Genomic DNA, 7,066 nt, shown 5'->3' on the forward strand with positions numbered 1-7,066 from the left:
CCTTATTCCCGGTCTTTGAGCTTGTCGGAGTACTCGTGGGCGTGCTCCGGGTTGTGGTGCTTGCCATCGGCAGCACGGCTCAGCTCAGCACCCTTCCACAGGCGCTCCAGGTCGTAGAACTGGCGGGCAGCGGCAGTCATCATGTGCACAATGACATCGTTCAGGTCGAGCAGCACCCAGTCGCTGTCGCCCTTGCCTTCTTCGCCCAGCGGCTGAACGCCCTTACTCTTGACCGCTTCGCGGACCTTTTCCAGCATCGCACTGATCTGGCGGTTGGAGGTACCGGTGGCAATGATCATGTAATCGGTCAGGCTGTGTTTTTCGCTGACGTCGATGACCTGGATGTCCTGGGCCTTGACGTCTTCCAGCGCGGTAATGGTCAGCTGGACCAGTGCTTCGCCGTGAATTTTCTGCTTGTTCATATAAAACTCGTTCAACTTGTTGGATGAGGTGCCGGAGCACCGTCAGTTAGGCACACGATACAGTTCGTGCGCCTCGATGTAGGCCAGTACGGCGTCCGGCACCAGGAACCTCACCGACTTGCCGCTGGCCAGCAACTGTCGGATCTGTGTAGCCGACACCGCAAGCGGGGTCTGCCAGACGAACGAAATATTTCCCGCCGGGCCGGACATGGCGGTGGGATCGCTCTCGGAGCGCGCAGCCAGCAGGTTGCGCAGCTCGTCAGGGGGTTCTACGTCGGCATCCGGGCGTTGCAGCACCAGGATGTGACAGTGTTGCAGCAGTTCTTCCCAGCGGTGCCAGCCTGGCAAGCCACAAAAGGCATCCCAGCCCAGCACCAGGAACAACTGGTCGTGCATGCCCAGTTCGGCGCGGATCGACTCCAGTGTGTCGATGGTGTACGACGGCTTGTCGCGCGCGAGCTCGCGGGCGTCGACACTCAGGCGCTCGACACCCTGCACGGCACTTTGCACCATCGCCAGGCGATCCTGCGCGGCCACTTGCGGCGTGTCGCGGTGCGGCGGCCGGGCGTTGGGCAGCAGGCGCAACTCGTCCAACGCCATGAGCTCGGCCACTTCCAGCGCGCTGCGCAAGTGGCCGATGTGCACGGGGTCGAAGGTGCCGCCTAGAATGCCGATGCGCCGGACTGCCTGGGCCTTGCTCAACTCAGCAGGACTCCTGGCCGCGCAGCTGGCCGTCGCCGATCACCACGTACTTCTCGCAGGTCAGCCCTTCCAGGCCGACCGGGCCGCGGGCATGCAGCTTGTCGGTGGAAATACCGATCTCCGCACCCAGGCCGTACTCGAAACCGTCGGCAAAGCAGGTCGGGGTATTGAGCATCACCGACGCCGAGTCGACCTCGGCCATGAACTGGCGGGCCTGGCCCTGGTGCTCGGTGATGATCGAATCGGTGTGGTGCGAACCATAGTGGTTGATGTGCTCGATGGCCTGGTCCAGGTCATCGACCACACGAATCGACAGGATCGCATCCAGGTACTCGGTGTGCCAGTCGTCTTCGCCGGCCGGCTTGGCGTCGATGAACGCACGCGTGCGCTCGCAGCCACGCAGTTCGACACCCTTTTCCTGGAAACGGCGGGCCATTTCCGGCAGGAACCGTTCGGCTACGCGCTGGTCGACCAGCAGGGTTTCCATGGCGCCACAGATGCCGTAGCGGTAGGTCTTGGCGTTGAAGGCGACGCGCCAGGCCTTGTCCAGGTCGGCGTGCTCGCTGACGTAGACATGGCAGATGCCGTCCAGGTGCTTGATCACCGGCACCCGCGCATCGCGGCTGATACGCTCGATCAGGCCACGGCCGCCGCGCGGCACGATGACATCGACGAACTCGGGCATGCTGATCAGCGCGCCCACGGCTTCGCGGTCGGTGGTCTCGACCACCTGCACCACTGCCGCCGGCAGGCCGGCCTCGGCCAGGCCACGCTGAATGCAGGTGGCGATGGCACGGTTGGAGTGGATTGCTTCGGAGCCGCCACGCAGGATGGTCGCGTTGCCGGATTTAAGGCACAGGCTGGCAGCGTCGATGGTCACGTTCGGGCGTGATTCGTAGATGATCCCGATCACCCCCAGCGGAGCGCGCATCTTGCCGACCTGAATACCCGATGGGCGGTAGCTCATGTCGCGGATGGCACCGACCGGGTCCGGCAGGCTGGCCACCTGGCGCAGGCCGGTGATCATGCCGTCGATACGCGCCGGGGTCAGCGCCAGGCGGTCGAGCAGCGCTGGCTCCAGGCCATTGCCGCGGCCGGCGGCCAGGTCCAGCTCGTTGGCGGCGGTCAGCTCGGCGCGTGCGGCGTCCAAAGCGTCGGCGGCCGCTTGCAAGGCGCGGTTCTTCTGCGCGGTGCTGGCGCGGCCGATCACCCGGGAAGCCTGGCGAGCAGCGCGACCCAAACGGGTCATGTAGTCAAGAACGGACTCAGTCATGGGTTCGGTGTCTTGGCGAAGGGGAAATCGGCTGATTATAACTGGCGCGCAGGTATACGCCCAGCGGCGGCTGGCGGATGGTAGAAAATGGCTGTTCACGACTTGGGTTTTTCGGTGCCTGTGAGGTCGAGCGCCACCCCTCCCAAGGCAAACATCACCCTGGCGCGAAACATATCGATACCAATGAATCAGGGCACTGGTTCAGCCTCGATTAAGCCATTCATTGCTATTATCCCCGCCTTTCCACCGACGAACTGCCAGCATGCCAGCCCTGCCCGACAGCTTTTTCGACCGTGACGCCCAAATTCTGGCCAAGGCCCTGCTGGGCAAGGTCATCCGCCATCGCCAAGGCGACCTGTGGCTGGCGGCACGCATCATCGAGACCGAGGCGTACTACCTTACCGACAAAGGCAGCCATGCTTCGCTCGGCTACACCGAAAAACGCAAGGCGCTGTTCCTCGACGGCGGGCACATCTATATGTACTACGCCCGCGGTGGCGACTCACTGAACTTCAGCGCCCAAGGCCCGGGCAACGCCGTGCTGATCAAATCCGCCTACCCTTGGCAGGATGCGACCTCAGGCCCCAACAGCCTGGCACAGATGCAGTTGAACAACCCCGATGCCAGCGGCAACCTGCGCCCGGCCGAGCGCCTTTGCGCCGGCCAGACCCTGCTGTGCCGCGCACTGGGCTTGAAAGTGCCGCACTGGGACGCCCAACGGTTCGACCCCGAGCGGTTCTACGTCGACGATTGCGGCATCGCCGTACCGCGAGTGATCCAGGCCGCCCGCCTGGGCATCCCACACGGGCGCGACGAACACCTGCCGTACCGCTTCGTCGACGCCGAATACGCCCGCGTCTGTACGCGGAACCCGTTGCGTCGTGGCCAAGTCGAAGGCCAAGACTTCTTCATACTCGAACAAGGAAGCTGACACATGGGCCAATGGCTCGACAGCCTGACCGGCTGGCTAAGCGCCAACCCACAGTGGCTTGGCCTGGCGATTTTCCTGGTGGCCTGCATCGAATGCCTGGCCATTGCCGGCATCATCGTGCCTGGCACGGTGCTGCTGTTCGCGGTCGCCGTGCTGGCCGGCAGCGGTACCTTCAGCCTGGGCGAAACCCTGCTGCTGGGTTTTCTCGGCGGTTTGCTGGGCGATGCGCTGTCATACACCGTGGGCAAGTATTTCCATCAGAACATCCGGCGTCTGCCGCTGCTGCGCCATCACCCGGAATGGATCGGCAGCGCCGAGGCCTACTTCCAGCGCTATGGCATCGCCAGCCTGCTGGTGGGGCGCTTCATCGGGCCGCTGCGGCCCATGCTGCCGATGGTCGCCGGCATGTTCGACATGCCGCTGCCGCGCTTCATCGCCGTCAGCCTGGTGGCCGGCGCCGGTTGGTCGGTCGCCTACCTGCTGCCAGGCTGGGCCACCGGCGCGGCCATGCGTCTACCGCTACCGGAAGGCTTCTGGCTGGATGCCGGCATCATCGCCGGCACCCTGGCAGTCATCATCGGCCTCAGCCTGACCACCAGCATTCGTGACCAGCGCCATGGAACACGACTGATCGCCGGCATGAGCTTCGCAGCCCTGGCCGGGGTATTCCTCGGCTGGCCGTACCTGCACGAATTCGACCAGGGCGTGATGACACTGGTGCAGGAGCACCGCAGCCAGGCCGTCGACGGCGTTGTGGTGCTGGTGACCCGGCTAGGCGATTTTCGCACCCAGTTCTTTCTCGGCGGGCTGCTGACCGGCCTGCTGCTGCTCGCCCGGCAATGGCGCCACGCCCTGTTTGCCGGCGGCGCCTTGATGGGGACGGCGCTAGCCAACGGCACGCTGAAATGGCTGTTCGCCCGCGCGCGCCCCGAGGTGCTGACCGACCCGCTGACGAGCTACAGCATGCCCAGCGGCCACAGCTCGGCGTCGTTCGCGTTCTTTCTGGTGATGGCGGTGCTCGCCGGGCGCGGCCAACCGCCGCGGATGCGCCTGACCTGGGTGATGCTGGGGTGCATCCCCGCCCTGGCGATTGCCTTGTCGCGGGTATACCTGGGGGCGCACTGGCCGACCGACATTCTGGCCGGCGCCCTGCTGGCGTGCTGCGTCTGTGCGTTGAGCCTGACCCTGTCGCAGTACCGCCAACCGCTTACCGCCCTGCCGCTGCGGGTGTGGTGGCTGGTGCTGCCGGCGTGCATTGCGTTGCTGGCGTTCTTTGCCATGCATGCATTGCCGCAGGCGCTGCTGCGCTATCAGTACTGAGGCCCGCTAAAGCACCGCAGCATCAGGCAAACAACTCGCCCTGGATGCGCTCCAGCAGCCGCTGGATCTCTTCCAGGCGCAACTGCGGCGAATCGATCGCCAGCAGATCGAGCTTGTCCTCTTCCATGAACGGCAGCAGGTACGCCAACTGATTGGCCAACGCCTGCCGCCCGTCCACCGGTCGCGGCATGTCCAGCGCCTCGACCATCGGGTGTTCGCCCAAGGCAACCAGCAACGCCAGCAGGTCTTCGTCCGGCTCGCCCACCGGGCTGTCCGCCAACTCCGGCAGCCATTGCACCTGGCCCACCAGCAACTGGTCCTTCTGCACCTCGGTCTGCTCCAGGCTGAAACGCCGCACCCCTTCGACGCGGATCCCCAGCAGGCCGTTATCCTGCTGCACGAAGTCGCGGATCATCGCTTCGCAGCCGATCGAAGCCACCACCGGCGGCGCCTTGCCGACCTGCTCGCCTTCAAGGATGCACACCACACCAAAGCCCGCCCCCTGCTTCATGCAGCGGCTGATCATGTCCAGGTAACGCGCCTCGAAAATCTGCAAATCGAGAAAACAGCCGGGAAACAGCACGGTATTGAGGGGAAACAGCGGTAGCGTCATCACAACTCCTCAAGCCACCAGGCTGACCGCCAGCGGCAGGAACACCGCCGTGGCCACCCCCATCAGGCTCATCGCCAGCGCGGCAAAAGCGCCGCATTCGTCACTTTCCTGCAAGGCTACCGAAGTGCCCACCGCGTGCGCGGTAACGCCCAGCGACATGCCACGCGCTTCGGGGCTGTGCACACCCAGCCGGGTCAGCAGCGCTGGGCCGAAGATTGCGCCAATCACACCGGTGATCAACACGAACACAGCAGCCAGTGCGGCCACGCCGCCGATCTGCTCAGCCACCAGCATGGCGATCGGCGAAGTCACCGATTTTGGCGCCATGGTCATCAGGATCATGTGCTCGGCACCGAGCCACCAGCCCAGCAGCAGGCAGCAGACGGTGGCGAACAGGCCCCCGACTACCAGCGTAGTAAATGTCGGCCAGAACAGTTGGCGGATCCGCCGCAGGTTGAGATAGAGCGGCACAGCCAGAGCCACGGTGGCAGGCCCCAGTAGCGTGTTCATGATCTCGGTGCTTTTGCGGTACTCGCTGTAGTCGATGCCACACACGAGCAGCACCCCGATCACCAGCAGCATCGAAACCAGCACCGGCTGCAGGAAGATCCAGCGGGTCTTCTCGTACGCCGCGAGCACCACCTGGTAAGCCCCGAGGGTAATGCCGATACCAAACAAGGGGTGGTGGATGACTGCGTCGAGCGCGCCTTGCCAGTCGAACATCATGGCTGCTCCTCGCGCTTGCCCTGGCGATGGATGAGCTTTTGCATCAGCACGCCGACGAATACCAAGGTCAGCAGGCACGAAATGAACAGCGCACCGGCAATCGCCCAAAAGTCGGCAGCAATATCCTTGGCATACACCATCACCCCCACCGCCGGAGGCACCAGCAACAGAGGCAGGTAACGCAGCAGGCTGCCGGCAGCCTCGTTGAGCGGCTTACCCACCTCACCCCGGGCCATCAGAAAGGCCAGCAGCAACAGCAAGCCGATGATCGGCCCCGGTAAAAACGGCACAAACAGGTGATTGATCGCCGTACCCAACAGCTGGAACAACACCAGCCAGGTCAAACCACGCAACAGCATAAGCATCTCCCTCGGGCTTGGCGGCCATTATAAGCACGCCGCAGCTATAAGCCGATATTCGCCGAAAAACGCATAACTTGACTGAAACGGTTCGCCGTGCTGATCTTGCACTTTCGTACCAAATGACAACCTGGAGAGTCGCGATGCCTTATGTACCGGTTACAGAGCTTTCGCAGTACGTTGGCAAGGAACTCGGACGTTCCGAATGGCTGACGATCGACCAGCAGCGCATCAACCTGTTTGCCGAGGCCACAGGCGATTTCCAGTTCATTCATGTCGACCCGGAAAAGGCGGCGAAAACACCCTTTGGCGGCACCATTGCCCATGGTTTTCTGACGCTGTCGCTGATCCCGACATTGATGGAGGACATCCTGGTCCTGCCGCAAGGGCTGAAGATGGTGGTGAACTATGGGTTGGACAGCGTACGGTTCATCCAGCCGGTCAAGGTCAACAGCAAGGTGCGGCTGAAGGTGGACCTGGCTGAAGTGGTGGAGAAGAAGCCGGGGCAATGGTTGCTCAAGGCGATTGCAACGTTGGAAATCGAGAATGAAGACAAGCCTGCCTATATAGCTGAGTCGCTTTCGCTCTGTTTCGTCTAGGTACCACGATAAACTGGACTGCCCCCAAGAAGTTGGACAAAAAATCCAACCCTTGGGGGGACCGATGGGCAAATACACAGAGCAGTTCAAACTCACAGCCATCTCAGCCTACCTAGATGGT

The 7,066-nt window shown here is 63.2% G+C and carries 9 protein-coding genes; 3 read left to right on the top strand and 6 right to left on the bottom strand.

The window, feature by feature from the left end; translation table 11 throughout:
- Positions 1–2 precede the first annotated feature (2 nt).
- The 3 genes from rsfS to HU770_RS24995 are packed head-to-tail and all read right to left on the bottom strand — an operon-like array spanning position 3 to position 2,397.
- The gene (rsfS, locus tag HU770_RS24985; protein WP_186652677.1) at positions 3–422 is read right to left on the bottom strand and encodes a ribosome silencing factor; all 420 of its coding nucleotides are present in this window, start codon (positions 420–422) and stop codon (positions 3–5) included.
- Between the two features lie 42 nt (positions 423–464).
- Positions 465–1,124 carry a nicotinate-nucleotide adenylyltransferase gene (gene nadD, locus HU770_RS24990; RefSeq protein WP_186666123.1) on the bottom strand — a complete coding sequence of 220 codons (660 nt, stop codon included), beginning with the start codon at positions 1,122–1,124 and terminating at the stop codon, positions 465–467.
- Between the two features lies 1 nt (position 1,125).
- Complete coding sequence (locus tag HU770_RS24995; RefSeq protein ID WP_186652682.1) at positions 1,126–2,397, bottom strand: glutamate-5-semialdehyde dehydrogenase; 1,272 nt, start codon at positions 2,395–2,397, stop codon at positions 1,126–1,128.
- Positions 2,398–2,659: 262 nt separating this feature from the next.
- Between HU770_RS24995 and HU770_RS25000 the strand changes: the two genes are divergently transcribed.
- A complete protein-coding gene (locus HU770_RS25000; protein ID WP_047582379.1) occupies positions 2,660–3,328 on the top strand; it encodes a DNA-3-methyladenine glycosylase in 669 nt (222 codons plus the stop codon).
- Positions 3,329–3,331: 3 nt separating this feature from the next.
- A complete protein-coding gene (locus HU770_RS25005; protein ID WP_095063862.1) occupies positions 3,332–4,648 on the top strand; it encodes a bifunctional DedA family/phosphatase PAP2 family protein in 1,317 nt (438 codons plus the stop codon).
- A 22-nt stretch (positions 4,649–4,670) separates the two neighbouring features.
- Here HU770_RS25005 and HU770_RS25010 read toward each other — a convergent pair whose 3' ends face one another.
- Genes HU770_RS25010 through HU770_RS25020 form a run of 3 tightly spaced genes read right to left on the bottom strand, consistent with a single transcriptional unit; the run spans position 4,671 to position 6,346 of the window.
- Complete coding sequence (locus tag HU770_RS25010; protein WP_033701727.1) at positions 4,671–5,261, bottom strand: LON peptidase substrate-binding domain-containing protein; 591 nt, start codon at positions 5,259–5,261, stop codon at positions 4,671–4,673.
- A 9-nt stretch (positions 5,262–5,270) separates the two neighbouring features.
- Complete coding sequence (locus HU770_RS25015) at positions 5,271–5,987, bottom strand: LrgB family protein (RefSeq protein ID WP_186666125.1); 717 nt, start codon at positions 5,985–5,987, stop codon at positions 5,271–5,273.
- A complete protein-coding gene (locus tag HU770_RS25020) occupies positions 5,984–6,346 on the bottom strand; it encodes a CidA/LrgA family protein (RefSeq protein ID WP_033701729.1) in 363 nt (120 codons plus the stop codon). The genes HU770_RS25015 and HU770_RS25020 overlap by 4 nt, the downstream gene beginning before the upstream one ends.
- Before the next feature lie 143 nt (positions 6,347–6,489).
- Between HU770_RS25020 and HU770_RS25025 the strand changes: the two genes are divergently transcribed.
- Positions 6,490–6,945, top strand: coding sequence for a MaoC family dehydratase (locus HU770_RS25025; protein WP_033701730.1), 456 nt, complete (start codon positions 6,490–6,492; stop codon positions 6,943–6,945).
- The last annotated feature ends 121 nt before the right edge of the window (positions 6,946–7,066 follow it).

It is taken from the genome of Pseudomonas sp. SWRI68 (assembly GCF_014269165.1).
Classification (GTDB): Bacteria; Pseudomonadota; Gammaproteobacteria; order Pseudomonadales; family Pseudomonadaceae; genus Aquipseudomonas; species Aquipseudomonas capeferrum.

What these genes read in the sequence shown, in the direction of transcription:
- HU770_RS25000 (WP_047582379.1), top strand. Translation starts at nt 2,660, where the DNA reads ATGCCAGCCCTGCCCGACAGCTTTTTCGACCGTGACGCCCAAATTCTG.
- HU770_RS25025 (WP_033701730.1), top strand. Translation starts at nt 6,490, where the DNA reads ATGCCTTATGTACCGGTTACAGAGCTTTCGCAGTACGTTGGCAAGGAA.
- HU770_RS25015 (WP_186666125.1), bottom strand. Translation starts at nt 5,987, where the DNA reads ATGATGTTCGACTGGCAAGGCGCGCTCGACGCAGTCATCCACCACCCC.
- HU770_RS25010 (WP_033701727.1), bottom strand. Translation starts at nt 5,261, where the DNA reads ATGACGCTACCGCTGTTTCCCCTCAATACCGTGCTGTTTCCCGGCTGT.
- HU770_RS24995 (WP_186652682.1), bottom strand. Translation starts at nt 2,397, where the DNA reads ATGACTGAGTCCGTTCTTGACTACATGACCCGTTTGGGTCGCGCTGCT.
- HU770_RS25020 (WP_033701729.1), bottom strand. Translation starts at nt 6,346, where the DNA reads ATGCTGTTGCGTGGTTTGACCTGGCTGGTGTTGTTCCAGCTGTTGGGT.
- HU770_RS25005 (WP_095063862.1), top strand. Translation starts at nt 3,332, where the DNA reads ATGGGCCAATGGCTCGACAGCCTGACCGGCTGGCTAAGCGCCAACCCA.
- rsfS (WP_186652677.1), bottom strand. Translation starts at nt 422, where the DNA reads ATGAACAAGCAGAAAATTCACGGCGAAGCACTGGTCCAGCTGACCATT.